Origin of the sequence: Falsiruegeria litorea R37, from assembly GCF_900172225.1 — a bacterium.
Lineage (GTDB): Bacteria > Pseudomonadota > Alphaproteobacteria > Rhodobacterales > Rhodobacteraceae > Falsiruegeria > Falsiruegeria litorea.
The window spans coordinates 247828-273960 of sequence record NZ_FWFO01000004.1 but is presented as its reverse complement, the minus strand read 5'-3'; the positions used below and the strand labels follow the sequence as shown (position 1 = coordinate 273960).

Genomic DNA, 26133 nt, shown 5'->3' with positions numbered 1-26133 from the left:
GTTGCGATATTGGCTGACCCTATGCAAAGCAGGTTGGCAAAGCAGGTTGGCAAAACGGGTTGGCTGTTCGTGTTGATCCATAATCTGATAAAAATAGTAAGGTATGTCAAGCGGGCAATTTTGCGCCCGCAGAATTCTGCGAGCCTCCCCTCTTGCGCTTGCGCTTTGGCCCTGTCACTCAAGGCTGAAACAGGGGGACTTCTAATGACCGCAAGCATCGTCTTTGATCTGGACGGCACGCTGGTCGACAGCGCACCGGACATTGCCGCCGCCGTCAACGCCATGCTGGCAGACGAAGGGTACGAATCGCTGGACCTTGCGACCGTGATCTCTTTTGTCGGCAATGGCTTGCCGCATCTCGTGAAACTGGTGATCGAGCACGTCGGGCAGGACATGGCCCGTCACGCCGAGCTGTCGGCGGCAACCCTCGCCCACTACAACCGCGCCTCAACCGCGCTGACGGTTGTGTATCCCGGCATCATCGAGGTGCTTGAGACGCTGCAAACGCGGGGGCTCAAGATGGGTTTGTGCACAAACAAGCCCGAAGCCCCGGCTCGCCATGTGCTGGACGCGCTGGACATGTCGCGCTTCTTTGACGTGGTGATCGGCGGCGACAGCCTGCCTCAACGCAAACCGGACCCTGCCCCATTGCACGCTACCTTCGACGCGCTGGAGGCCACGCAAAAGATCTATGTTGGCGATAGCGAGGTTGACGCTGAAACCGCACACCGCGCGGGCGTGCCGTTTCTTCTGTTCACAAAGGGGTATCGCAAGACACCGGTGGCCGATCTTCCGCACCATGCCACGTTTGACGACAGCGCGGGTCTGATTGCAGCCGTTGATCAGCTGCTCGGCAGTTGAGCTTCGATCCGTTCGCGGATGCTGTCGGGCCAGGGTTGTGATTTGCCCATACGTTGGATGTAGACGAGCGTGCCGCTGCACCTCAGGCGCAGTTCGTCGCCGCAATGCGCCGTGATCTCATAGCTCACGCTTGAGCGCCCCAGGCGTACGGGCGCCAGGCGAAAATCTAGAACATCGCCGTGCAAGCTGGGCGCGGTGAACCCGGCCGAAATCTCGACCGTGGGCGCGCCGTTTTCCTTGACCAGAACATCAAACGGGGTGCCTAGGGACTGAGCAAACCAATCCTCGACCACATCGTTGATCATCTCGAAGTAACGCGGAAAGAAAACGATCCCTGCGGGGTCACAATGTTTGAACCGAACCGGGATCTGAACGTCAAAGGCCAAGGGGCTGCTCCTGTTTGTTTGCGCGCACTGTCGGGTGTTTGCGACCCGAGCTCAAGAGGTCAAGGTGCGCCAAGCGGTCGCCAGGCCGGCCCGCGTCATGCGCGGCTCATCCGCCAAGGCAGCCGGGGCACCCTGGGCGGCCAGGGCATCAACATAAAGCTGCGCCAATTCGCCCTCGCCCACCACGGCCAGTTGCTGACCCAGCCAAAAGGGGCGCGCTGCTGCCAATTCCGACCCGATCAACCCACCCAGCAGGCGCGCGCGGGCGATCTCGGGCTCCAGCCCATCTAGCACCGCCTCGGCATGTATCGAATAGACCCGCGCCATGACCCGCTCGGGCTTGGCAATGGCATCTGCCACCGCTTCGACAAAAGCAGCCCCATCCACGCGGGTCGCGCGCGCATCGGGCACCGTGCGCTCCAAAAATGTGGCCGCGACAACGCCGGTCATGAAGGTCTGAAAGCTCACGATCTCTCCGGCGCTGACGTGAATCCAGCGGCTGTGTTCGCCGGGGATGCAGATCACGCCGTCCCACTCCGGGTTGAGGGACAGGAACCCAGCCACGCGGGTCTCATCCCCTTGCATCAGGTCCACCGGTTGTTTCTGACGCAGGCCGGAGACACCGCGCAGGCGCACCCGTGCGTCGCCCATGTCCACCGACCACGCCCCGTCCGACAGAGGCGCGCAGGGCACCGAGGCCCCCACAGGTCCAAGCGTGCCACAGGTCATTACGTCGACCGCCGAATCCGACAAGAAGCCTGAGATCAGGTCCAACAGAGCCTCAGCCGGGCGCGTGGTCTCGACCGGGCCGACCTGCGTGGCCATATCAAGAACCGTATCCCCGCGCATGGCCCAGGCCCGCCTGCGCACAGGCGTCCAATCAACTGCGATCCATTCCGGCAAGGTGTCCATGTCTGCTCCTGCTTTACGGTCCCGTTGCCATAGCGGATTCTGTACGGGCCTGCCACATCCCAGCCAAACCAATCTAATTGGTCTGGTCAGATTTTGCCCTTTTGGCCGTTCTGCACAACCAAATGACAGCGCTATCCTGCCTCAAACACAGCAACGCCCGGACTCTGTCATGACCCAGCAAGCCAAAATCCACCCCAGCGTCTGCCCGCTGGATTGTCCCGACACCTGCAGCCTGAACATCACGGTCGAGGGCGACCAGATCACCCAAGTGAAAGGCTCGGACGCAAACCCCTATACGGCGGGTGTCATCTGCAACAAGGTCACACGCGCCTACCCGGATTTCGTGCATGGCGACAAACGCCTGACCCATCCGATGAAACGCACAGGACCGCGCGGCAGCGGACAGTTCGAGCGCATCACCTGGGACGAGGCGCTGGATATCATTCATGACCGCTTTGCTGCGGTAATTGCGGAGCACGGGCCGCAATCGATCCTGCCCTTCAACTATGCAGGTCCCCATGGGGAACTGGCAGGTGGCTCGATGGACCGGCGGTTCTTTTATAAGCTCGGCGCGTCCCTGCTCAATCGCGGCCCGCTATGTGGCGCGGTGCGCGGCACAGCTTACAGCAGTCTCTATGGCGCAGCGCCGGGGATGCCGCCCGAGCAGGCCGTGCACGCCGATCTGATCCTGGTCTGGGGCAACAATGTCACCGTGTCGAACCTGCACATGACCCGCGTGTTGAAAGAGGCGCGCAGCACAGGCGCCCGCGTGGTCGTCATCGACCCCAAGCGGATCAAACAAGCCGAACAGGCGGATATGCACATCCATATTCACCCGGGCACAGACGTCGTCCTTGCCATGGCTCTGGCCGCCGAACTGGAGCGGCGGGGTGCCCTGGACATGGATTTCGTCACCGAATGGACCATGGGCTTTGACGCCTACATGGAACAGGCCCGCAGCTATTCGGTCGAAGACGTCGAAACGATCTGCCGTGTCCCTATGGGCCAGTTCCACCAGTTGGCCGATTGGATCATGGCGGCGGACACGATGGCCACCTCGCTCGGCAACGGGATGGAGCGGGGTCGCTCCGGTGGTTCCGGCCTGCGGGCTGCGATGGCGCTGCAGGCGTTGACTGGCCAGCACGGGCGCTTGGGCGCGGGCGTGATTGCGAAATCCGGACTTTCGGTGCCCAAGACCACGGACGTTCTGCAAGGCTCACATCTGATCCCAAGCGGAACGCGGGTGTTCAACATCGTGGATATTGCCGAAAAGCTGCAGGATGAGACACTCGACACACCGGTCAAGGCGACGCTGATCTACAACCACAACCCGGTGGCCACCCACCCCGATCAGGCAAACATGATCAAGGCGCTGATGCGCGAAGATTTGTTTGTGGCGGGCTGCGATGTGGCAATGACCGACAGCATGTTGCTGTGCGACGTGATCTTGCCTGCCTGCACCCATTTCGAACATGACGACATCTTTGGCGCCTATGGGCAGAACTATTTGCAACGGGCGGCTCCAGTGATCCCTCCGGTCGGGGAAAGCCTGCCCAACACCGAAATCTTCCGGCGGCTCGCGGCAAAGTTCGGCTTTGATGGACCAGAGTTCCTGGCCAGCGACCGCGATCTGATGGATCAGGCCATGGATGGTGCGCATCCACAATTGAACGGTCAACGCCCCAGCGAGATTGCCGTGGACCGCGCCATCGGCATGAAAACCCAAGGCGGCGCGGACATGATCATGTGCGATACCGTCCACCCTGCCACGCCAAGCGGCAAGATCGAGCTGTTCAGCCAGGATCTGGAGGATCGCTTTGGCTATGGCGTGCCACGTTTTGAACCCGTACCACAAGACCGGCGCTTTGCCCTGATCACGCCATCCTCAGCCAAGCGCACCAACGCCACCTTTGGCGGTCATGCTGACAGTCTTGGACCCGAAGTGGTCGAGATGAACCCCGCAGATGCTGGCGATCTGGGGTTGCAGGACGGGGCCGAAGTCACGGTGTTCAACGGACAGGGAGAGGTGACCTTTACCCTTTCCATCACGGAGGCCACGCGCCCCGGAGTGCTTTACAGTCCCAAAGGCACCTGGCGCGCCACCTCGAAAACCGGTCTGACCGCCAACGCGCTGATCCCCGCAGGCATCCGCACCGATATCGAAGACGGCGCCTGCTACAATGAAACCTTTGTGGATGTGAGATGCAGCTAGGGCAGATCCTGCCCAGCTCCCTGCCTGGCGAGATTTCCGAAGGTCCGGAAATCTCGCCTTTTTTGTCACGACATCAAAGCAGCCAAGGACTGTCGCTGTTGCCCCTGTTCGTCGAAATTCTCAGGTGCAAGCCACGTATCGAATCCGGCCTCGATCCGCGGCCAATCCCGGTCCAGGATCGAAAACCAAGCGGTGTCCCGGTTGCGGCCCTTGTAGACCAGCGCCTGTTCGAACGCGCCGTCGTAGGTAAAGCCCAACCGCTCTGCCGCGCGCTTGGACGGCGCATTGAGCGCATCACATTTCCACTCGTAGCGGCGATAGCCCAACTCCGCGAACACCCGTTTCATCATCAGAAACATCGCCTCGGTCGCAAGCGGTGTCCGTTGAAGGAGCGGAGAGAACGCAATGAACCCCACTTCGATCGTGCCCGCCTGCGGCGCGATGCGCAGATAGCTGGCCACGCCAACGGCCTGTCCGGTCTGGGCGTCGATGATGGCGTGAAACAAAGGATCAGGGCTGAGCGCCGCCTCGGCCAGCCAAGCGTCGAACCCGGCTCGGTCATCGACAAAAGGACCAACCGGCATATACGTCCAAAGCTGCCCCGTTTGGTCATGATTGAAAGCGTCGAACAGGTCCGCACCGTGCCGTTCAGGGTTCAGACGCTCAACCCGGCAAAACCGCCCCTCCATGGGCGCATCGCCCGGCCGGTCGCATCCGGTCCAATTGGGCACCTCGACCCCGATGGGTTGTCCGTGTTCGTTGATCCGCTGCGCCATGATGCTCTCCATTCCGCATTGTCGATTGCGGGTTTGCACCACATTCGGCGCGCCGTTAATGTCCAAAGAATAACGATTTGAGCAGACCAATTCGATGACCCAAACGCCCTCCATCGCCTTTGCCATCGACCGCGAGGCCCGCACGCCCGTGTTCGAGCAGATCTGCGACCACATCCGCCAAAGGGTCACGCGGGGTGATTTGCTGCATGGCGCGCGCCTGCCTGCCACCCGCGCGCTGGCGACGGAACTGGGGGTGTCGCGCTCAACCGTGGTCACCGCTTACGAACAACTGGTGGCCGAAGGGTATCTGAGCAGCCTGCAAGGGTCCGGATATACCATCCGCGCGATGGAAGGGGTGGAATTCGCCGCGCCCAACCCGTCACCGACCCGCGCGATTGAACCCGAAACCACCCCCACCCGTCTGCCCTTCGCACCGGGCTATCCCGACATGCGGCTGTTTCCCTATCGCCAATGGGCCAAATCAGTGGCACGGGTCTGCCGCACCAACCCGCAGGCCATGCTGCTGGGCGGCGCGGCGTTCGGCAATTTCGAACTGCGCCAGGCCATCGCCGGGCACGTGGCCGAATGGCGCGGCATCACGGCAGACCCGGCCCAGATCATTGTCACCGCAGGCTCGGCCGACGCGCTGGAAATCTGCACCAGAACGCTGGCCGAGCGCGGTGAGGGCATCGGGCTGGAAAACCCCTGCTACCCACCTTTGCGACGCTTTGCAGATGCACGCGGGCTGGTGACGCGTTTCCTGCCCGTGGATGAGCATGGCGCGCAACTCCCCCGCCCGGAACAGGACGTGCGTCTGTCAGTTCTGACACCGTCTCATCAGTTCCCGCTGGGGGGCGCGATGTCGCCAGACAGGCGGCAGGCCTTCATCACCTGGGCCGACCGCACCGGCGGCTGGATCATCGAAGACGACTATGACAGCGAGTTCCGTTATGCCGGGCGGCCCATTCCGGCGATGGCGGGTTTTGATCGGCTGAACCGCACGATCTATGTCGGCAGCTTCTCCAAGATCTTTTCCAACACCCTGCGCCTTGGCTATCTGATCGTCCCCCAGGCGCTGACGGATCACTTCCGCACCTCGCTCGAACGCTTTGGTCTGCGCGCCAGTTACATGCCGCAGCAGGCCCTGGCCGAGTTCATCCGCGATGGTGAATTCTATCGCCATCTGCGCCGGGTGCGCCGCACCTACGGCGAGCGGCGCAGGTATCTGCTGGACCGGCTGACCCGGGACTTTTCCGACGTTGGCTCGCTGGTGGATCATCAGGCGGGGATGCAGGTGGCCTTTCATCTGCGTGCTGGGCTAGACGACACAACACTTGCCGCCCGCGCGAAAGAGCTGGGGCTCAACGTCGACACCTTATCGCATTTCTGCGCAACCGGGGCGGACTATAACGGCTTTCTTCTGGGCTACTGCGGCTTTTCCATAGAAGAGCTGGAACAGGCCCTGACCCGCCTTGAACAGATATTCGACCCCTCACACCGGAGCCGCTGATGCAATCCCGCCGTTTCATGCAAGTTGATGTCTTCACGCCCACCCCGACCCAAGGCAACGGGCTGGCGGTTGTGCTGGATGGGGACGGGCTGAGCGATCAGCAGATGCAGGATTTTGCCACCTGGACCAACCTGGCCGAGACAACGTTCATCCAATTCCCCACCTCGCCGGACGCAGACTATCGCCTGCGCATCTTCTCGCTGTCGGGCGAGATGCTGTTTGCCGGGCACCCCACGTTGGGCAGCTGCGCGGCCTGGCTGGCTGCGGGCGGAGTATCGAAACGGCCCGGCGTGGTGGTGCAAGAATGCGGGGTTGGGTTGGTCGAAATTGACCAAAGCGGCGCGATGCCCGCCTTTGCCGCGCCTTCAACCACGGTGGACGCCCTGGACCCGGACCAAGTCGAGCGCATCTGCGCAGCACTTGCCCTGCCTCGGGACCTGATCACACGCACTACGCGACTGAACAATGGCCCCACATGGCAGGTGATCGAACTGCAAAGCGCCGCTGACGTTTTGGCCGTGGCCCCATTCGCCAAACGCGGGCCGGAGTTTCGCGGTGTTGCCCTGCTCGGACCGGGCGGCGAAGCAGACGTAGAGGTCCGCAACCTTGGCCCCGCCAGTTCCATGAGCGAGGACCCGATCACCGGGTCGCTGAACGCGGCGCTTGCGTGTTGGAAATACGAAACCGGCGATTGGACGGGCCCAAAGGTGATCGCGCAAGGCACCTGCATCGGTCGCACCGGTCGCGTTTACGCCGATTGTCGCGAGGGCACCGTGTGGATCGGCGGTCAAAGCCACATTCTCATCGACGGCACGGTGACCCTGTAGATCACCCCTCGAGCGACACCCAAAGGACGGTAGCGTCCTCTTCGCTGGTCGAGACACAGCCGTGCCCCATGCCGCTGTCGTAATACACGGAATCCCCCGCCTGCATCTTCAGCGGCCGGTAGTGTTCCGTATAAAGTGTCAGCTCGCCGCTTAGCACGAACATGAACTCTTCACCCCGGTGTCGAACCCAGCTTTCAAACTCAGTGACATCGCGCGCCTTGATGGTGCTGATGTAGGGGACCATGCGTTTGCTGGTCAGTTCACTGCACAGCAGCTCGTGATCATAGGTCGGGGTTTCCTTGTGCTCGCCCTGCCCCTTGCGGGTGAAATCACGACGACCCGAGATATCGCTTTGCGCTGACTGCACAAACAGCTGCGGCGTTTCCAGTTCCAGCGTTTGCATCAAACGGCGGATGATCTCGAAACTGGGGCGGGTTTGATTGTTTTCGATCTTGGACAGGGTCGAGCGACCAATGGCGGCCGCCTTGGCCGCTTCCTCAAGCGTCAGGCCTTTTTCCTTGCGCGCATCCCGAATCATTTTCCCCAGAACTTCGCCATCCGGGGCTTCATTCGCCTCAATCGCGATACCGCTCTCTTCTAATTGAACTGGTTCCATCCGCCCATTTTCCTTGTTTCCCGCAGAGCTTAGCCATGACCTAGTTCATAGTCAAAATTTCTCAACAATAGTTTTTGTTGCTTATAGGGGAAAAGTTTCCTAAAGGAGTCGAAACGCAGCATACAGGCGCATTCGGCGACAATCCGCTACGCGCCATCTCAGGGAGGGGAGACCCATGAGCGCATTTGATCTGATCGTGATCGGTGGTGGACCGGGTGGCTATGTCGCGGCGATCCGCGCGGCTCAACTGGGCCTGTCGGTCGCTTGTGTCGAAGGGCGCGGCGCCCTTGGCGGCACTTGCCTGAACGTTGGTTGCATCCCGTCCAAAGCCTTGCTGACCTCCTCGGCCAAGTTTGCCGAACTCTCCCATGTCTCCTCACACGGCATCTCGGTCGAGGGGGCCAGCATTGATCTGGACGCCATGATGGGGCGCAAGGACAAGGTGGTGGGCGATCTGACCAAAGGGATCGCTTTCCTGTTCAAGAAGAACGGTGTTGAGCACATCGAAGGCTGGGCCAGCATCCCCGCCCCTGGTCAGGTCAAGGTGGGTGACGAGGTCCATGAGGCCAAGAACATCCTGATCGCCACCGGGTCCGAACCGACCCCGCTGCCGGGTGTCGAGATCGACGAAGTGGATGTGGTCAGTTCGACTGGTGCGTTGGCATTGGATGCGGTTCCAGAGCATCTGGTTGTTGTGGGTGCAGGCGTGATCGGCCTGGAGCTGGGCCAGGTCTGGGCCCGTCTGGGCGCCAAGGTGACCGTTGTTGAATTCCTCGACCGTATCCTGCCCGGCATCGACGGCGAAATCGCCAAGCTGTCGCAGCGTGCCTTGTCCAAGCGGGGTCTGAAGTTCCAGCTTGGCCGTGCGTTGAAGACCGTTGAAAAGACCGACGCGGGCCTGTCGCTGACCGTAGAGCGTGTCGGCAAGGACAAAGTCGAGCAGATCGAAGCCGACAAGGTGCTGATCGCCATCGGTCGCCGCCCTGTCACCCGTGGTTTGGGTCTCGAAGACCTGGGGGTCGCTGTGAACGCACGTGGTTTCATCGAAGTTGACGACGCGTTCCAGACCTCGGTCCCCGGCATCTATGCCATCGGCGATTGTGTCCCCGGCCCGATGCTGGCGCACAAGGCCGAAGAGGACGGCGTCGCCTGCGTCGAATCCCTGGCCGGTCAGCACGGCCATGTGGATTACAACACCGTTCCTGGCGTGGTTTACACTGACCCCGAGGTCGCCTCGGTCGGGCAGACCGAAGAGGCGCTTAAAGAGGCAGGCACCGACTATATAAGCGGCAAGTTCACCTTCATGGCGAACTCGCGCGCGCGCTCGACCGGTGAAACCGACGGCGCGGTCAAGGTTCTCGCCACGCCCGAGGGGCAGATCCTGGGCGCGCACATCTGCGGCGCGCATGGCGGCGATCTGATCGCAGAACTGGTGCTGGCCATGACCAAAGGCGCCACCGTTGAAGAGGTCGCGCGCACATGCCACGCCCACCCGGCTATGGGCGAAGCAGTGAAAGAGGCCTGCCTCGACGCGCTTGGCCGCGCCATCCACGCATAAGGGGGACGCCAGATGACCATCCAGCTTCGCCACCCCGAGAAATCCAAAAAGGCCGACAGCGTGATCCCGCGCAAGCCCAAGTGGATCCGCAAGAAAAAGATCGAAAGCGCCGAGTATTACGAAACCCGCCGCCTGATGCGGGACCACAATCTGAGCACGGTTTGTGAAGAAGCGGCCTGTCCCAACATCGGCGAATGCTGGTCGCAGCGCCATGCCACCATGATGATCATGGGCGAGACGTGTACCCGCGGTTGTTCCTTCTGTAACGTGGCGACCGGCAAGCCGGACGCGCTGGATGCGTTTGAACCCGGTCGCGTCGCGCAAGCTGTCAAGAAGCTGGGACTGCGCCATGTGGTGATCACATCCGTTGACCGCGATGATCTGGCGGATGGCGGTGCTGATCACATTGCACAAACCATCCGCGCCGTGCGTCATCAGACCCCCAGAACCACGATCGAAGTGCTGACCCCCGATTTTCTGGGCAAAGGCGACGCCGCGCGGGCCGTGTTCAACGCCGCACCAGACGTGTTCAACCACAACCTTGAAACCGTACCGCATCTTTACCCACGCGTGCGCCCCGGTGCCCGCTACTATACCTCGCTGCGCCTGCTGGATGATGCCAAGCGCGCCAACCCGCAGGTCTTCACCAAGTCCGGCCTGATGGTGGGTCTGGGCGAAACCATGAATGATGTGCGTCAGGTCATGGACGACCTGCGCGCGGCTGGGGTCGATTTTTTGACCGTCGGCCAATACCTGCAGCCCACCCCCAAACATCACCCGATCGACCGGTTCTGGACGCCTGAGGAGTTCGCCCAGCTGGAACAGATCGCAAAGGGCAAGGGCTTCCTCGGCGTATCCGCAACGCCGTTGACCAGATCCTCGTTCCACGCGGACGAAGATTTTGCCGCCTTGAAACAAGCTCGTCTGACGGCTCTCGCCTGAAGCGGTCGAAGATCAAGGCAAATTACCAGACGCAAATGGGAGGGAAACCATGGAAGCGTTAAGTTCAATCGTAGGAGCCATCAATGGCGTCGTGTGGGGGCCGCTGATGCTGGTCCTCATCCTCGGCGTCGGCTTCTTCCTGCAGGTCGGCCTGAAGTTCATGCCGATCCTGAAACTGGGCACGGGCTTCAGCCTGCTGTTCAAAGGCCGTGAAGGCCAAGGCGAAGGCCAGATCAGCCCGTTCAACGCGCTGATGACCTCGCTGTCGGCCACCATTGGCACAGGGAACATCGCCGGTGTTGCCACCGCTGTCTTCCTGGGCGGTCCGGGCGCCTTGTTCTGGATGTGGATGACCGCCCTGGTGGGCATGGCCACCAAATATGCCGAAGCCGTCTGTGCCGTGAAATATCGCGAGACCGACGAGCTGGGCAACTTTGTTGGTGGTCCGATGTACTACATCAAAAACGGCCTCAGCTCGTCGTGGTACTGGCTGGCCCCTGCCTTTGCCCTGTTCGGCGCGATTGCCGCGTTTGGTATCGGCAACGGCGTACAGGCCAACGGCGTAGCACAGGTTCTGGACAGCAACTTTGGCGTCAACACATCCGTGACCGGCGTTGTGCTGATGGTTCTGACCGCAGCCGTGATCCTGGGCGGCATCACTCGCATCGGTGCGGTGGCTGGTAAACTGGTGCCGTTCATGGCCGTCAGCTACATCATCGCAGGCCTGCTGGTTCTGCTGATCAACATCGGCGCCATCGGCGACGCGCTGAGCCTGGTGTTCACGCACGCCTTTACCCCGTCGGCAGCCGAAGGTGGCTTTGCCGGTGCAGCCGTCTGGGCCGCAATCCGCTTTGGTGTGGCCCGTGGTGTGTTCTCGAACGAGGCCGGTCTGGGTTCCGCTCCGATTGCACACGCTGCTGCCTCGACTGCCGGTCCTGTGAACCAGGGTCTGGTTGCGATGCTGGGTACATTCATCGACACCATCATCGTCTGCTCGATCACCGGTCTGGCCATCATCGCCTCGGGCGCGTGGATCTCGGGTGAATCGGGTGCGGCGCTGACTTCGCTGGCGTTTGAAACCTCGCTGCCGGGCATTGGTGGCGCGTTGATCGCCATTGCTCTGTCGATCTTTGCCTTCACCACCATCCTGGGCTGGTCGTTCTACGGTGAAAAATGCGTGGGCTTCTTCTTTGGCGCTCGTGCGCTGATGCCCTACCGCGTGCTGTGGATCGTAGCGATCTACTTTGGTGCGACCGCCGATCTGGGCTTTGTCTGGCTGCTGGCGGACACGCTGAACGCCATGATGGCGATCCCGAACCTGATCGCTCTGGCCCTGCTCAGCCCGGTTGTCTTCAAGCTGACCCGCGAATTCTTCGCCTCTGGCGGAGCCTCGGAAAGCGGCGGCAGTACGGCTGCTGAGTAACACAAACCCTTCGAGAGGGCCGCACCCCGGCCCTCTCCTCCACAATCAGAATTCTTGCCTCGTGAGGAGACGACAGATGGCTACGAAAATCCTGCTTCCGATCGACCACACCGATGACCGGTCCTGGAAAAAGGCGTTGGCGACCGCGCTGGAACAGGCCAAGTTCTATGGTGCAGAACTGCACGCCGTCGAGGTCATCCCCGAGATCATCCAACTGCCGAACCTGCCCGAAGGCTATGGTTCTGGCGCCAAGGACTATGTCCGTGGCAAAGTCGAGGCCATTCTGGCCGCAAACGACGCCGCCTACGTGCCGGTGCACATTGAAGAAGGCAGCGTTTACCGCGAAATCCTCAAGCTTGCCCACAAAGACGGCTATGACATGATCATCATGGCATCGGCCAAAGGCGACTTCCCGAATTATGAAATTGGTCCGAACCTGGCCCGGGTGGTGCGCAACGCGCATTGCACCGTTATGGTCGTCCGTGACTGATCCCGACCCGTCAACTGAAAGGCACCTGTCATGACCGACGCGCCCAAACGCACACCACTTTATGACCTGCACGTCGAACTCGGCGGCAAGATGGTCGACTTCGCGGGCTGGGAAATGCCCGTCCAATACCCCATGGGCATCATGGGCGAACACAACCACACCCGCGCCAAGGCCGGCCTGTTTGACGTCAGCCACATGGGTCAGGTGATCCTGCGCGGCGAAAACGTGGGTGAGAAATTGGAAACACTCTGCCCGCAGGCTTATGCCACCCTGAAAGAGGGCAAGGCGCGCTACGGCTTCTTCACCAATGAAGAGGGCGGGATCATGGACGACCTGATCGTGTCGAACGCAGGCGATCACTTCTTTGTCGTCGTGAACGCCGCCCTGCGTCACCAAGACATCCCGCACATGACCGCCCACCTGGATGGCGTCGAAGTGACCGAGATCTTTGACCGCGCATTGGTTGCGGTCCAAGGCCCGTCAGCCGAAAACGTTGTGGGCGATCTGTGCCCCGCCGCGCGTGAGCTGAAGTTCATGGAAACCACCGTGGCCGACATCAACGGCGTCGAATGCCGCATCTCTCGCCTGGGGTACACCGGCGAAGACGGGTACGAGATCTCGATCCCCGAGGACAAGGCGATCGAAGTGTCGCGCGCGTTCCTGGCGCATGACGATTGTGAGCCTGCGGGTCTTGGCGCACGTGACAGCCTGCGTCTTGAAGCCGGTCTGTGCCTTTATGGCAATGACATCGACCAGTCGACCTCGCCCGTCGAGGCCTCGCTTGGCTGGGCGATGCAAAAGCGCCGCAAGGAAGAAGGCGGGTTCCCCGGTGCCGCGCGCATCCAAAAGGAATTGGCCGAAGGCGCCGCCAAGAAGCTGGTGGGCATCAAGCCCGAAGGCCGCGCCCCTGCCCGTCAACACGTTGAAATCCAATGTCTTGAAGGCAATACTATCGGCGAGATCACCTCGGGAGGCTTTGGCCCCACTGTCGGTGGACCGGTGGCCATGGGCTATGTCTCGGCAGGCCACGGCGAGCCGGGCGAGAAGGTCAACCTGATCATTCGCGGCAAGGTTCAACCTGCCGAAATCGTATCGCTGCCCTTCGTGCAGCAAAACTACAAACGCTAAACAGAGAGCAACTAGAACATGGCTATCTATTATTCCGAAGAGCACGAATGGGTTCTGGTCGAGGGCGACACCGCCACCATCGGCATCACACAGCACGCAGCTGACCAGCTGGGAGAGATCGTTTTTGTCGAGCAGAAAGAAGAAGGCGATGACTTCGAAAAAGGCGACGAAATCGGCGTGATCGAATCCGTCAAAGCCGCGTCCGAAATCTACGCTCCCGTCGATGGCGAAGTTGTCGCCGTGAACGGCGATCTCGAAGAGAACCCCGGCAAGCTGAACGAAAGCCCCGAGGGCGACGCCTGGATCTACAAGATCAAACTGTCGGACGCCTCGCAGCTCGAAGAGCTGATGGATCTGGATGGCTACAAAGCCCTGATCGGCTAAGTCTTCATTTGCCAAACACGCCCGGCGGCAGACCGCCGGGCCGGACATTTGACCTCAGGAGCGCTGAAATGGCCTTCAAACTCACCGATTACGAAGCTTACGATTTCGCCAATCGCCGCCACATCGGCCCGTCGCCCACCGAAATGCGCGATATGCTCAAGGTGATCGGCTTCAAAACCCTGGACGAGCTGATCGACGCCACCGTCCCCCCTGCGATCCGCCAGAAAGAGGCGCTCGATTGGGGTCCGGCGATGACCGAGCGCGATGCGCTGTTCCACATGAAAGAGATCGCGAGCAAGAACAAGGTTCTGACCTCGCTGATTGGTCAGGGCTATTACGGCACCACCACCCCGGCGCCGATCCTGCGCAACATTCTGGAAAACCCGGCGTGGTACACGGCCTATACCCCCTACCAGCCCGAGATTTCCCAGGGCCGTCTTGAGGCGCTGTTGAACTTCCAGACCATGGTCAGCGATCTGACCGGGCTGGACGTTGCAAACGCCTCGCTGCTTGATGAGGCCACCGCAGCAGCCGAAGCCATGGCAATGGCGAAACGCGGCGGACGGTCCAAAGCCAACAACGCGGCCTTCTTTGTCGACAAGAACTGCCACCCGCAGACCATCGCCGTGATCAAAACCCGCGCCGAGCCTTTGGGCGTTGACGTGCAGGTTGCCGATCCCGCTGAGCTGGAAGCCGGTGCCGTCTTTGGCGCGATCTTCCAGTATCCGGGCACCAACGGTCATGTGCAGGACTTCACCGACCAGATCGCTGCGTTGCATGAAAACAAGGCCATCGCCATTGTTGCCGCCGACATCCTGTCGCTGGCGCTGCTGAAATCGCCCGGTGAAATGGGCGCGGACATCGCCATCGGCTCGACCCAGCGGTTCGGCGTGCCCATGGGTTACGGTGGCCCCCACGCCGCTTACATGGCAACCACCGACAAGCTGAAGCGCTCGATGCCCGGTCGGATCATCGGCGTGTCCATCGACGCGCGCGGCAACAAAGCCTATCGCCTTGCGCTGCAAACCCGCGAGCAACATATTCGCCGCGAAAAGGCCAACTCGAACGTTTGTACCGCTCAGGCGCTGCTGGCTGTGATTGCATCGATGTACGCCGTCTACCACGGTCCCGACGGCATCAAGGCAATTGCCCAGTCGGTACACCGCAAGACATCGCGTCTGGCCGTTGGCCTGGAAGAGGCCGGATTCTCGGTCGAACCAGAGGTGTTTTTCGATACCATCACCGTTGAAGTGGGTCACCTGCAGAACGTCGTCATGGAAGCTGCCGTTGCCCGTGGCGTCAACCTGCGCAAAGTGGGTGAGACCAAGGTTGGTATCTCTCTTGACGAGCAGACCCGCCCGGAAACCATCGAGGCCGTCTGGGGTGCCTTTGGCATCGACCGCAAAGACGACAGCACAGAAAAGCACTATCGCCTGCCCGATTATGCGCTGCGTGAAAGCGAATATCTGACCCACCCGATCTTCCACAAGAACCGGGCCGAGGCCGAGATCACCCGCTATATGCGCCGCCTGGCCGACCGAGATCTGGCGCTGGACCGTGCAATGATCCCGCTGGGGTCCTGCACCATGAAGCTGAACGCCACGATCGAGATGATTCCGGTCACCTGGCCCGAGTTCGGCAATCTGCACCCGTTCTGCCCTGAAGATCAGGCGCAGGGCTATCACCAGATGATCGACGATCTGAACGACAAACTGTGTCAGATCACCGGTTATGACGCGATTTCCCAGCAGCCCAACTCGGGCGCGCAGGGTGAGTACGCAGGCCTTTTGACCATCCGCAACTATCACTTCGCCCGCGGCGAGGGGCACCGGAATGTCTGCCTGATCCCGACCTCGGCACATGGCACCAACCCGGCCTCGGCGCAGATGGTGGGCTGGAAGGTTGTTCCGATCAAAGCGGATGACAACGGCAACATTGACCTCAATGACTTCCGCGAGAAGGCCGAAAAGCACTCGAACGAGCTTGCGGGCAGCATGATCACCTACCCCTCGACCCACGGCGTCTTTGAGACCACCGTGCAAGAGGTCTGTGACATCACGCATGAGCATGGCGGTCAGGTCTACATCGACGGGGCCAACATGAACGCCATGGTGGGTCTGTCGCGTCCGGGTGACATTGGCGGCGACGTCAGCCACCTGAACCTGCACAAGACCTTCTGCATTCCGCATGGTGGCGGCGGCCCCGGCATGGGTCCGATCGGCGTCAAGGCACACTTGGCCGAGCACCTGCCGGGTCACCCGGAATACGGCACTGCCGTGGGTCCGGTTTCGGCGGCGCCCTTCGGTTCGCCTTCGATCCTTCCCGTCTCGTGGGCCTATGTGCTGCTGATGGGTGGCGCGGGTCTGACGCAAGCAACCAAAGTGGCGATCCTGAACGCCAACTATATCGCGGCCCGTCTGAAGGACTCGTATCCGATCCTCTACACCTCGGAAACGGGCCGTGTGGCGCATGAATGCATCCTGGACACCCGCCCGCTGAACGACGAGGCCCACGTGAGTGTCGACGACGTTGCCAAACGACTGGTGGACTCGGGCTTCCACGCACCGACCATGTCCTGGCCTGTGGCTGGCACGCTGATGGTGGAACCCACGGAATCCGAGCCGATGGCAGAGCTTGACCGCTTCTGTGACGCCATGATCTCGATCCGTCAGGAGGCGCAGGACATCATCGACGGCAAGATCGACGCGGAAAACAACCCGCTCAAGAACGCGCCGCACACGGTCCGCGATCTGGTGGGTGATTGGGATCGCCCCTACACCCGCGAGCAGGCGTGTTTCCCTCCGGGCAACCTGGGCGTCGACAAATACTGGCCGGTCGTCAATCGGGTCGACAACGCCTATGGCGACCGCAACCTGATCTGCACCTGCCCGCCCATGTCGGACTACGAAGACGACGCCTGATCCAACTCAGGCCTCAAATCAACCAGCCCTGCCGGGATATCTCGGCAGGGCACACCCTCCCCTTTTTTCAGGGTGCCCCCAAAACTGACGCGATCCATCACCAGGAGGAGACAGGCATGACCTTTTTCAATCCGGTTTCAGACACCGCTCAATGCACCCTTGCGCCAACAGGGACGGCACCCGTTCACGACATCGACATCTTGCTGCCCGAATGCGCCCCGCTTGCCGGCACCCAGATGATCGAGGACATGTTCCTATCCGCCAATGAGCTGCTGACAGACGGAGGTTATCGCCTGTCGGTGCGCCACCTGTCCGAGCCGCATCACCAAGACCCCCGCCGCTGGAGCCGCCGCACCGTGGTTTTCCTGGGCGATCTGCACACCCGCTGGCAGGTCTCGGCCGACGACCGCCACAAAGTGCAGCGCATCATCCGCCTGGCACCACGTACGGTTCTGGTGGGTGGCGCGGTGTTCCTGCTGGGCGAAACCGGCCTGCGCGACAACCACCAGATCGCGGTTCATCCAAACTTCATGGCCGCCGCCGAAGAAGAACAGCTGACCCCGGCCCAAGGCGGGCGTCACACCGCCAGCTCGAACACGCTGCACAGCGCCACCAGCCCCTTTGCCGCGCTCAATCTGTTCATCGACCTGATACGGGATGACCATGGGCAATTCATTGCAGGTGCCCTGGCCGAATATCTGGGTCTGTCGAATCCATCCGAACGCACCCGAAGCAAGGTGGCTCTGCGCCTGAAACAACGCGCCGAGGGCGACGCCCTGATCGCGCGCATTCTGGACCTGATGCAGGACCACATCGAAGAGCCCAAGCGGGTGCGCGATCTGGCACGTCAGGTGGGTGTTTCAACCCGCAAGCTGGAACGCCGATTTCAGGAAAAGACCGACACCACCCCGCTGGTGGCTTATCGCAATTTGCGGATCGAGCGCGCGCATCAGCTGATGGTGCATTCCAGCCTGTCGCTGCCCGAGATCGTGATCGCGACCGGGTTCAGCTCGCTTACAAACCTCAGCTATTGGTGCCGCAAGGAACTGGGCTCAAGCCCACGAACACTGCGCCGTCAAGCCTTTGCCAACACGGCAGAAGCCCGGAGTGCTTAAACAGCTAGAAAAGAATGGAAAGCCTGGGAATTTAAAAGACGATCCAAACACTAAGCAATGTGCTGGTAACCGCAATGATCCCCAGCGACGCCAACACGACAGCAAAGGTGACCAGAGTCTTGTCCAGACCAGTCGAAGCGGGGCTAACAGTTTGGGATTCGTTGCTCATGCCCCTGACCTAATGCGTGGTGACAGGGGCTTCAATAAGCGGGAAATCGCCCGGCAAATTCCCGCTCGTGCACATTTTCACGAGGCCGCGACACTGGCCTTTGGACCGGGGATCAAACGACTGAGCATGGCGCCGGTTTCCGTCTTCGCCAATTCTTCGACCGAACGCAGAAACGCCCGCTGCGAGGTCCACCCGTTGCGCAAAGCAACCTGATCCGGTGAGCCCTGCACCTGCCCGTTTTGTTGCAACTGCTGGACCGCGCAGCTGGCCTCGAGCAGCGCCTGATGGGTGCCAGCATCAAACCAGGCATAGCCCTGCCCCAACCGTTCCACGGACAACTCTCCTTGGGTCAGATAGCTTTCCAGCAGCGACACGATCTCAAGCTCACCACGGTTGGACGGCTCAACCCGACGCGCGCGTTCGGGCGCGGTGCCGTCCAGAATATACAGCCCCGTGATCGCAAAGTTTGACGGCGGCACCTCGGGCTTTTCAACGATCCCGGTCACGGTATCCCCCTCACAGGCCACAACGCCGTATCGTTTGGGATCCTCGACCTGATAGGCAAAAATCGTCCCCCCTCGGTTCTCCCTCAAGGCTGCTTGCAAGCGCTCGGCAAGGTCGGGACCAAAGAACAGGTTGTCCCCCAGCACCAGCACGGACGGTGCGCCATCCAGAAACCCCTCAGCCAAGGTATAGGCCTGCGCGATGCCATCGGCCGAAGGCTGCACAATCCAGGTGAACGACACGCCCCACTGCCGCCCGTCGCCCAGAAACCGTTGAAAAATGGGTTGATCCTGGGGCGAAGTGATGATCGCAATGTCGCGAATACCGGCCATCATCAAGACACTGATCGGGTAATAGATCATCGGCTTGTCATAGACCGGCAGAAGCGGCTTGCTGATGCCGGTGGTCAGGGGGCGCAACCGCGTGCCGTTGCCGCCGGCCAGAATGATACCTTTATGGGTCATGTAAATCCTCCGTGAAAACAACTGGTCAATAGGCCCCGCGCCCGCCCCAGACGGCCTGGAATGTGCGGAACATGATCTGGATATCCGTCAGAACAGAGACCTGCCGGGCATAGGCCAGATCCAGCGCGATCATCTCATCAAAGCTCACGTCCGCGCGGCCCGATACCTGCCACAGGCCGGTGATGCCGGGCAGAACGCTGTGGCGCCCATGCGCCTTGGCGGAATAGGCCGCAACCTCTTGCGGCAAGGCCGGGCGCGGGCCGACCAGCGACATGTCGCCCCTGAGCACGTTGATCAGTTGCGGCAACTCATCGAGCGACCAGCGACGGATGAACCGACCCACCGGGGTGACGCGCGGGTCCTTGCGCATCTTGAAACAGACGCCGTCTCGTTCGCTGTGCTGGACCAATTGCGCCCGACGCGTCTCGGCATCGCGGTACATCGAGCGGAACTTGAGCATCCGAAACGGTTCCCCATAGCGCCCCACCCGGGTCTGCACAAAAAACACCGGCCCGCGCGAAGTCAGCGCAACCAGCCCCGCAACGATCGCCAGAACCGGCCAGATCGCCAGCAAAATCAACCCGGTCAAGACCAGATCCAGCACCCGCTTGGCGTTGACCTTGGGCAACTTTGAGGTGCGCTTTACGGGAGCAATTGAGGTCATGGTCATTGCAATCTCCTGTGGTCCAAAAGGTCAAGTCCGCACGCTCAGCCAGGGATCGGCTGGCAAGGCATTTCGCATCACCGCGACGCTGCCGTTTCGGGGCAAGGTGTCGAGGCAGTCGATTTGGGAAAGAACAGCGTCCTTGGCGTCGCCGGGGTACATTTCCACCACCCCCACATCGCTGGCGGACAGTACAAACTTGCTGGCAAGGCGGTCTGTCAGGCTTCCGGCCGAAACAACGATCACGTCGAAATCACCCACCAGCTTGTCCAACGACCGGCGCACCATCGGGGCCGAAACCGAGGTGTCGTCGATATCGCTCTCGGGGCCTTTGCGCAGTTCCCAAGCGCCAGTGCTGCCACGCATGGCACGGGGATGTCCGCCCTCGTCGCTCAGCACACTGCGCCAACGGTTTGCGGGCACCGAGGTCTGCGTTACCACGATGTCGCCTTCGACAAAGAGGGCTTTCATCCGGGCTCGGGCATAGCTGGCGGCCAGGGCCCGGGCCAATTCGGTTGTGTCGCGGTCGGCGGCGCAGGTGACGGCAATGATGGGTGCTTTGCCCACAAGGCGCGGATGACGCAGGGGACGCAGTTGCAATTCATTGCGCAACAGGTCGGCGGCCTGTGCGTCGTCACTGCCCGCGTCCGAGACCTGAAGGACAGGCACGCGATGCTCGACCGAAGACAGGGTTTCGGCAAAGCGCACGCGCCGCTCGGCCATGCCAAGTCCAAGGGCAATCAACAGCGACAGCCCGGCACCGCCGACAAGCCCCGCAGCAGCCAGCATCTTGCGGCTGTCGCTGACAGGGTTGGTCGGACGCGAGGCGGGCGACATCAAAACCGCATACCCCGGCAGAGCGCGCCCAGTCTCCAGGCGGATCACCTCAAGTGCGCGGCGGGTTTCTTCCAGCAGCTTTTGCGCCTCGTCTATGTCCTGCTCGACCTGATCCAGCTCGATCCGGCGGCGGTTGAGATCGCGCGCCTCTTTGCGCGCGTTGGCAAGTTGTCCTTCGACCTTGGTGTAAAGGGCGCGAATGTCGGCCAGGCTGGTGTCCGTGCCTTCGGCCGAGGCGTCGGTCAATGCACCGGTCTGCCCCAACACCTTGATCTGCTCGCGACGATCCGCCAGCGCCTTTTCGATCACCGCGATCTCATCCAGCTTGGCTGCGACCTTCAGTTCGAACCGCGCATTGTTCTGCCCCTGATACCCGGCACGCAGCCCAGCCAATTGGCTCATCAGTTTGGCGCGCTCAAAGTTCAGATCCGCCATCGCCCGGTCCAGCAGGGTGGCGCGCATGATCTCTTCGTCCGAGGTATCGGCCGAGGCGCCGCCACTGTTGGCTTCCAACGCAATCAGGGTCGCGGCCACTTCGGATTTTCGCGCGGCCAGACCGTCAATCTGAGCGATCTTTTCGATATGTGCCTTGGCCAGCGCGTTCATGCCATACTCACCCCCTACTTCAAGCTGGGTGGCGCGTAGATCGGTTAGGCGTTCGACCAGTTCCTGCTCACGCGCATACAACTCTGCCAGACGCACTGCCGAGCGGGCCTCTTTGGCTTCGTTCTTGAGCGTCAGATAGGCCGAAACCACCGCATCCAGTTTAATCTGTGCAAAGCCCGGATCGCGGCTTTTGGTTTTCAGAATGATCAGACTGTCCGAGCGGCGGATTTCAACCGAGCCCGCCAGGTCAGAGACCCGGATCCCCCCCGCCGTTTCGGGATCCTGGACCGCAATAGTGTCCACCGCCCGCGACATAACCGGGTGCGAGGCAACATAGGTGGTCTCGGCCTTGACGAAACTATCAAAGGTTTTCAGGACCGAGGCCTCTCCGGTCGAGTAGAGGATGTTGGTCTCCTGAGGGAACACCCGCAGGATGGCCTGTGCCTCGTACAGCTGAACACCGGCAAGATAGCCCAGACCGGCGCAGATCGCCCCAAGCGCTGCGGCCCCGGCCATGGCGCGTTTCCAGCGCCCCCGCAGGGCACGGGCGAACCCGGCCAACGGGTTTTGTTCCGGCGCCTCAACCGGCGGCAGGACCGGTGTGGCCTGTTCCGTGACCGTGGGTTGGGGGAGAGCTGCGAGAGTCATGCCTGTCACCGCACCGCACGTGAGGTCAGGTCACGTTCCCAACGGGTTTCATCGGCAACCTCGAACACAAGCGCCAGTCGCACCCAGGTGACCACGGCCAGAAAGACGGCAATCGGCAAAGCCTCACGCGGGGACGACAACGCACGCCCCAACATGCGGAACCTACGGATCCGCTCGGGGCTGGGCAGGCCCAGTTTGGCAACCTCACGGGCCCCCCTGAGACTGCGGCGGCGAATGTTGACAAGCGCACCGAGCGTCGCTGGGGACCGAGCCACAAAAGTACACCCAGGAACGGTCGCAACCTGCCCTTCGCCAAAGCTGCGGCGTACGTATTCGTCATCTGCGGTCACGTCCGGCAACGGGAACACCCGCGCGGCACCAGATGCGGACACGGCAAACAATCCACCGAACTTTCCCCGATCAAAGTAAGGGTTTGATCGCCACCCTTGATAAAAGGCCCGAACCAGAGCAGATGCGTGCGCCGTATCAACTTTCATCTTGCCGCAGGCCGCCATTGCGTCCTGGTCACTTACTGCGGCGACAAGCGCGGTGACAGATTCGGCCGTTACATCCAAATCTGCGTCCATGCAGACAATCGGCGCTTGCGTATTCGCTGCTGCATACCCCAGGTTCAGCGCATGGCATTTTCCTGCCTGCTCAGTCTCGATGATCCGAGCTTGCGGCAAAGCTGCACGGGCACGGGCAGCGGTGGCATCTGAACAGCCATTCGCGATCACGATGACCTGAAAATCGTCCAAACGCAGGCCGCGCGACAGGAACCAGAGCGTGCGCCCAATCACTTCGGCTTCGTCGTGAGCCGGGATGAGGATGGTGGCCTTGCTCATACCGCCCTCACCGTGTCATTGGATGGCAGGACATGCTGGTCTTCGTGGCCATCCCAGACAAAGTCCCGAATGACCTCGAGCAGTGGTTCCAGCGTGGCGACATCGGGTTGAACCGGAGCTATCGCGACCTCGCACCCGGATCGGACATACCAATCCAAGGTTTCATGCAGCGCTTCGTTGTCCTCGACCACCGTCACATTCGACAGGCGTGCCATTTCTTGCGCGGTGTCCATTTGGTGATCGTTGCGGTGTTCGCCAAGATGAAAGCGACGCGGCATCAGAATGATTGGCTTGCCCAGCTCGGCTGCGGACAAGATGGTGCCCATACCAGCATGGGCCACAATCAGCCGGGCCGCCTTGAAGCGTTGACGGAACTCGGCCTGCCCCAGATTTTCGATCGTCTCCATGTTTTGAAACGACCCCTGGCTGCTGCCAATCTGAGCGAAAACCGGAACACCTGGATTGCCACCGGCCCAATCGTCCAGGGCATGAAGCATGCGATCAAATGGCAGCTGCGTGCCAACGGTTGCGAAAATCATGGGGGGATCCTTTTGGGACAGTGCAGGTTTCAGATCACTGCGCCGCGGTATTCGGCACCGGTCAGGTCAGCGACAGCTGGCCATTGCGACAGAACGCGGTCCGCGACATCCAGCGACAAGCGCGCCGATATCGACAGAGCGCGGGCATTGGCAATCGAGTCGATGAACATCGTGCGGGCGCCAATCAGACGGGCGAGGCGAATGGCGAGAAACCCGCCTGCGGCACCAGTTGAAATGACCACATCAGGACGCACCCGCAGCACGATCCAGGCCAGCCGCAACACGCATGCAATCAGACGCAACGGCGTATCCTTGTTGGCGTCCGGATACGTGTGCACTTGCCCATCGCTTACGCCATCAGAGGCCGTGCTATCGGTGGTGGCATAGTGCACCTCAGCCCCGGCAAAAGCAGGCGACAGATGCTGCATCTGAACCCAATGCCCTCCGCCGGACGAGACGGCCAGAACAACGGGACTGTTGCGTGAATGGTCAGTCATTGTTTTGCTCCCAAGTTTCTCTTCGATGTCTTGAGAACAAATCTACGCGGACTTAACCCTTTGATGAGGCGTCGCAAAAGTCACCCTGACGCCAACAAAGGTGAGCTCAACTATGCTTTGGGATAGCCCGCTGACCCGCCGAGGCGGGCAGCAAATCGGTATATAGATCGACCAGACGATCCGCCTTGTTCGCCCACAGGCCCTCGCGCAGAACCTTGGCCCGTGCGCCCTCTCCCAGTCGTGCCCGCAACTTTGCATCCTGAGCAAGCGTTCCAAGGACCTGAGCGATCGAGGTGGCGAACTGTTCGGGCGTTCTCACCGGCAAGCGGAAGCCGCATGTGTCATCCACGATCCAGCTTGGTCCGCCCCGGTCGGCAGTCACGATTGGCAGACCATGGCGCATCGCTTCATAGAGCACCCCGCCAGCGGGTTCACGAAATGACGGGAAGCAGAACACGTCATGCGAGGCATATAGCGTTTCCAGCTGATCGCGTGGCACCTTGCCGAGGAAGTGCACCCGGTCGGATACCCCAAGCCGCTCGGCCTCGGTCTGGCACAGGTCGAGTTCTTCTCCATCCCCCGCGCTGGTGAGCGTCACACCCGGCATATCCCGCAACTGCGCAAGCGCACGAACCGTGTCGCGCAACCCCTTGGTGCGCACCGCACGACCGACATGGAGGATGCGCATCTGCCCGGGAATACGGGCGCGCGGCTGCACCGGCTCGACATCATCGATGCCCAATTCAAGCATCGGCTCGAACCGCTGCAAGGGAATGTCGCACAGAACATCACGCACATAAGGTGCAACACCCAACATACAGGCGGCCTGCATGTAACTGGCCCGCAGCCATGGGTCGTGACGAAACCGATAGGCATCCAGCCCCCGCAACCTGGTAAACATCGGCGCGCTTGCAGCCTCGGATCGGAATGCCTCTGGGGTGTCCAAAGCACCACCCAGGGGACCGATGACATAAGGTATCTCAAAGTGGCGCAGGGGCGAGGCATAACGGGCAGCCTGTGGCATCAATTGATGCGCGATATCAAAGTGCTCACCCTGTTTCATCTGCTCGGAAATCCAGCGGCGCACGTGGCCTGAAAACACCGGCCAGGCGGGTTTGAGCATCGCGTTCACCCGCTCGTGTACCCGGGCCCAAGCGGGCTCGGGCCAGGTCACGACCCGAGCCTCAGGCAATTGGTCTGCAACGCTCTGGCGCCCTTGGCGCTGAAAGGTCAACACGGTCAAGTTCACGCGTTTAGACAGCGCCTTGGCCCACTTATAGGCAATCAAGGCCTCTCCGACATCGGTGGCATCGACATTTGGGGCGATTATCAGGACACGCATCATTGAGCCGCCCCCTTGGTCACGTTGGTGCGAAATCGGGGCCAGGCCTGTGGCAGATCGCGTACCACTGACAAGAAATGCAGGGCACGCGCACCTGCGCGATTGGGGTGCACCAACCCCAAAGCCGTCCAGAACACCGCGCGCGATGCATTGTGAAAGGTCAAAACCGCAAAACAGGCCAACCCGGCCAATGTTCCGCCATGCTTGCGATGCAGCCGGGTGACACCTTCGGTCATCATCACATCCCGGCGATGATCAAGCTTTGCCACAGAACCGCCGCCAAAATGCGTGACAGCGGGGATCGGAACATAAGTCAGCCCCCACCCTGCTTGCGCAAACCGAAGGCACCAATCTGTCTCTTCTCCGTAAAAGAAAAAGGCCTCATCGAGCAATCCAACCTGCTCCATGGCACTGCGGCGAACCACCATGGCCGCCCCCGAGATCACGTCGACGTGCCGTTCGGTCGATCTGTCCCATCCGGTCATGCGATAGCTGTCCAGCCGTTCGATGCGGGTTAACCCAAGTGCCTGCATAACCAGAAACCTGAGTGACGGAAAGGCACTGCACGACGGTTGAATGGTGCCATCCGTGTTCAGAACCCGCGGCCCCATCACCCCGATCTTTGGGTGGGTGTCCATCCATTCAACGGCTTTGGACAGCACCGCACCATGGATCAACGTATCCGTGTTGAGCAGCAGAATGTACCGCCCGCAAGCCCGCCGAAGCGCCAGATTGTTGCCCCCCGCAAAACCAAGGTTGCGCGCACTCTCGATAAGGGTGACCTGCGGAAACTCGGCCTGCACCATTCCAACCGAAGCGTCACCCGACGCATTGTCGACCACCAGGACCTCGGCCCGCAGCCCTAGCAAACCATCAAAGACGCTACGCAAGCAATCGCGCAGCAGATTACAGGTGTTCCAGTTCACGATGACAATCGAAATATCCATGGCGAAGACC

25 protein-coding genes are annotated in these 26133 nt (G+C 61.2%); 12 read left to right on the top strand and 13 right to left on the bottom strand.

Translation table 11 applies throughout. From position 1 onward, the window contains the following. The first annotated feature begins 204 nt into the window (after positions 1-204). Entirely contained in the window at positions 205-861 is a 657-nt protein-coding gene (gph, locus tag TRL7639_RS19465) for a phosphoglycolate phosphatase (RefSeq protein WP_085797535.1), read from the top strand. Here the strand turns inward: gph and TRL7639_RS19460 are convergent. Next, complete coding sequence (locus TRL7639_RS19460) at positions 843-1247, bottom strand: acyl-CoA thioesterase (protein ID WP_085797534.1); 405 nt, start codon at positions 1245-1247, stop codon at positions 843-845. The two genes, gph and TRL7639_RS19460, sit on opposite strands and share 19 nt — an antisense overlap. Positions 1248-1298: 51 nt before the next feature. Continuing rightward, positions 1299-2159 (bottom strand): 2-dehydro-3-deoxygalactonokinase, encoded by an 861-nt coding sequence (locus TRL7639_RS19455; RefSeq protein ID WP_085797533.1) that lies wholly within the window; start codon positions 2157-2159, stop codon positions 1299-1301. Between the two features lie 169 nt (positions 2160-2328). Between TRL7639_RS19455 and TRL7639_RS19450 the strand changes: the two genes are divergently transcribed. Then, complete coding sequence (locus TRL7639_RS19450; protein WP_085797532.1) at positions 2329-4371, top strand: molybdopterin-dependent oxidoreductase; 2043 nt, start codon at positions 2329-2331, stop codon at positions 4369-4371. Between the two features lie 65 nt (positions 4372-4436). Here TRL7639_RS19450 and TRL7639_RS19445 read toward each other — a convergent pair whose 3' ends face one another. Beyond that, positions 4437-5147: a GNAT family N-acetyltransferase gene (locus TRL7639_RS19445; protein WP_085797633.1), complete on the bottom strand. Its 711-nt coding sequence runs from the start codon at positions 5145-5147 to the stop codon at positions 4437-4439. A gap of 94 nt (positions 5148-5241) precedes the next feature. Here TRL7639_RS19445 and pdxR point away from each other — a divergent pair, with 94 nt between their 5' ends. Together pdxR and TRL7639_RS19435 are read left to right on the top strand one after the other, a co-directional pair. Continuing rightward, positions 5242-6657, top strand: coding sequence for a MocR-like pyridoxine biosynthesis transcription factor PdxR (gene pdxR, locus TRL7639_RS19440; protein ID WP_085797531.1), 1416 nt, complete (start codon positions 5242-5244; stop codon positions 6655-6657). Beyond that, positions 6657-7484, top strand: a complete 828-nt coding sequence (locus TRL7639_RS19435) for a PhzF family phenazine biosynthesis protein (protein ID WP_085797530.1) — start codon at positions 6657-6659, stop codon at positions 7482-7484. The genes pdxR and TRL7639_RS19435 overlap by 1 nt, the downstream gene beginning before the upstream one ends. A gap of 1 nt (position 7485) precedes the next feature. On the opposite strand, the gene TRL7639_RS19430 is transcribed toward TRL7639_RS19435, so the two are convergent. Then, entirely contained in the window at positions 7486-8100 is a 615-nt protein-coding gene (locus TRL7639_RS19430) for a helix-turn-helix domain-containing protein (RefSeq protein ID WP_085797529.1), read from the bottom strand. Positions 8101-8275: 175 nt separating this feature from the next. On the opposite strand from TRL7639_RS19430, the gene lpdA reads away from it, so the two are divergent. The 8 genes from lpdA to TRL7639_RS19390 all read left to right on the top strand — a co-directional run bounded on the left by lpdA (position 8276) and on the right by TRL7639_RS19390 (position 18061). After that, entirely contained in the window at positions 8276-9658 is a 1383-nt protein-coding gene (gene lpdA, locus TRL7639_RS19425; RefSeq protein WP_085797528.1) for a dihydrolipoyl dehydrogenase, read from the top strand. A 12-nt stretch (positions 9659-9670) separates the two neighbouring features. Further along, entirely contained in the window at positions 9671-10600 is a 930-nt protein-coding gene (gene lipA / locus TRL7639_RS19420) for a lipoyl synthase (RefSeq protein ID WP_085797527.1), read from the top strand. Positions 10601-10649: 49 nt separating this feature from the next. Then, on the top strand, positions 10650-12023 hold the full coding sequence (locus TRL7639_RS19415; protein WP_085797526.1) for an alanine/glycine:cation symporter family protein: 1374 nt from the start codon (positions 10650-10652) through the stop codon (positions 12021-12023). Between the two features lie 76 nt (positions 12024-12099). Next, positions 12100-12513 (top strand): universal stress protein, encoded by a 414-nt coding sequence (locus TRL7639_RS19410; RefSeq protein ID WP_085797525.1) that lies wholly within the window; start codon positions 12100-12102, stop codon positions 12511-12513. 30 nt (positions 12514-12543) lie between these two features. Then, positions 12544-13641 carry a glycine cleavage system aminomethyltransferase GcvT gene (gcvT, locus tag TRL7639_RS19405; protein WP_085797524.1) on the top strand — a complete coding sequence of 366 codons (1098 nt, stop codon included), beginning with the start codon at positions 12544-12546 and terminating at the stop codon, positions 13639-13641. Between the two features lie 18 nt (positions 13642-13659). Next, a complete protein-coding gene (gene gcvH, locus TRL7639_RS19400) occupies positions 13660-14025 on the top strand; it encodes a glycine cleavage system protein GcvH (protein WP_085797523.1) in 366 nt (121 codons plus the stop codon). A gap of 68 nt (positions 14026-14093) precedes the next feature. After that, the gene (gcvP, locus tag TRL7639_RS19395) at positions 14094-16946 is read left to right on the top strand and encodes an aminomethyl-transferring glycine dehydrogenase (protein WP_085797522.1); all 2853 of its coding nucleotides are present in this window, start codon (positions 14094-14096) and stop codon (positions 16944-16946) included. Positions 16947-17062: 116 nt separating this feature from the next. Further along, complete coding sequence (locus TRL7639_RS19390) at positions 17063-18061, top strand: helix-turn-helix domain-containing protein (RefSeq protein WP_235820461.1); 999 nt, start codon at positions 17063-17065, stop codon at positions 18059-18061. A gap of 31 nt (positions 18062-18092) precedes the next feature. On the opposite strand, the gene TRL7639_RS23145 is transcribed toward TRL7639_RS19390, so the two are convergent. From TRL7639_RS23145 to TRL7639_RS19350, 9 genes are all read right to left on the bottom strand, one after another. After that, positions 18093-18230: a hypothetical protein gene (locus TRL7639_RS23145; RefSeq protein ID WP_165759855.1), complete on the bottom strand. Its 138-nt coding sequence runs from the start codon at positions 18228-18230 to the stop codon at positions 18093-18095. 77 nt (positions 18231-18307) lie between these two features. Then, positions 18308-19198 carry a sugar nucleotidyltransferase gene (locus TRL7639_RS19385; RefSeq protein ID WP_085797521.1) on the bottom strand — a complete coding sequence of 297 codons (891 nt, stop codon included), beginning with the start codon at positions 19196-19198 and terminating at the stop codon, positions 18308-18310. 25 nt (positions 19199-19223) lie between these two features. Further along, positions 19224-19868, bottom strand: a complete 645-nt coding sequence (locus TRL7639_RS19380) for a sugar transferase (protein ID WP_085797520.1) — start codon at positions 19866-19868, stop codon at positions 19224-19226. Between the two features lie 24 nt (positions 19869-19892). Beyond that, positions 19893-21953, bottom strand: a complete 2061-nt coding sequence (locus TRL7639_RS19375; RefSeq protein ID WP_085797519.1) for a GumC domain-containing protein — start codon at positions 21951-21953, stop codon at positions 19893-19895. Between the two features lie 5 nt (positions 21954-21958). Beyond that, positions 21959-22798 (bottom strand): glycosyltransferase, encoded by an 840-nt coding sequence (locus tag TRL7639_RS19370; RefSeq protein WP_085797518.1) that lies wholly within the window; start codon positions 22796-22798, stop codon positions 21959-21961. Continuing rightward, entirely contained in the window at positions 22795-23337 is a 543-nt protein-coding gene (locus tag TRL7639_RS19365; protein WP_085797517.1) for a glycosyltransferase, read from the bottom strand. Before TRL7639_RS19365 ends, TRL7639_RS19370 begins: the two co-directional genes overlap by 4 nt. A 29-nt stretch (positions 23338-23366) precedes the next feature. Beyond that, positions 23367-23834 carry a glycosyltransferase family protein gene (locus TRL7639_RS19360; protein ID WP_085797516.1) on the bottom strand — a complete coding sequence of 156 codons (468 nt, stop codon included), beginning with the start codon at positions 23832-23834 and terminating at the stop codon, positions 23367-23369. A 106-nt stretch (positions 23835-23940) separates the two neighbouring features. Next, positions 23941-25179 carry a glycosyltransferase family 4 protein gene (locus TRL7639_RS19355; protein ID WP_085797515.1) on the bottom strand — a complete coding sequence of 413 codons (1239 nt, stop codon included), beginning with the start codon at positions 25177-25179 and terminating at the stop codon, positions 23941-23943. Then, positions 25176-26123, bottom strand: coding sequence for a glycosyltransferase family 2 protein (locus TRL7639_RS19350; RefSeq protein WP_085797514.1), 948 nt, complete (start codon positions 26121-26123; stop codon positions 25176-25178). The genes TRL7639_RS19355 and TRL7639_RS19350 overlap by 4 nt, the downstream gene beginning before the upstream one ends. Positions 26124-26133 lie beyond the last annotated feature (10 nt).